The following is a 500-nucleotide window of genomic DNA, read 5'->3' on the forward strand; positions in this document are numbered from 1 at the left end:
GTGCCGGTGAAGGTGCCGGCGACCAGGTATTCACGCGAGGACGCGGCGGTGGTCAGCGGGGCGATGGGCAGCTGGCTCTCATTGGTGGCCGCGACGGTGAGCTTCCAGCCGTCGGGGGTGGTCACGACGCCGGGTTCGGCGGAGGCCAGTGGTGCCACGGCGACCGGGGCCAACATGCAGAGGGCTGCCAGGGTGGCGAGACGATTGAACATGCGGGAACGTGTGCCTCTCGTGGGTGTCGAAACCGGGGAGTGTTCGGTGTGCGTCATCGGTGTCGTGGGTTTTGTCGGGCCTTAGACGGCCTTGGTCACGCCGAGGTAGGTGACGACGTCGTCGGTGTTGTCGGTGGAGCTGGTCAGCGTGGAGTAGGTGCGGATGAACGACTGACCGGCGCACTGGTCGAACTTGATGCGCACCCCGGTGATGGTCACGCGGGTTCCCTTGCCCTTGAACGACTTTTTGTCGATGGGGACGATGGTGACGGTGCCCGGCTTGAGGTA

2 protein-coding genes are annotated in these 500 nt (G+C 65.4%); both read right to left on the minus strand.

The window, feature by feature from the left end:
- Nucleotides 1-212, minus strand: a 212-nt coding sequence (locus A5784_RS18745) for an MspA family porin (RefSeq protein WP_197514793.1), incomplete at its 3' end; no start/stop codon positions are given.
- An 81-nt stretch (nt 213-293) separates the two neighbouring features.
- Nucleotides 294-500, minus strand: a 207-nt coding sequence (locus A5784_RS18750) for an MspA family porin (protein WP_197514794.1), incomplete at its 5' end; no start/stop codon positions are given.

The organism is Mycobacterium sp. 852013-50091_SCH5140682, assembly GCF_001665685.1.
In the GTDB taxonomy this organism is placed as follows: domain Bacteria; phylum Actinomycetota; class Actinomycetes; order Mycobacteriales; family Mycobacteriaceae; genus Mycobacterium.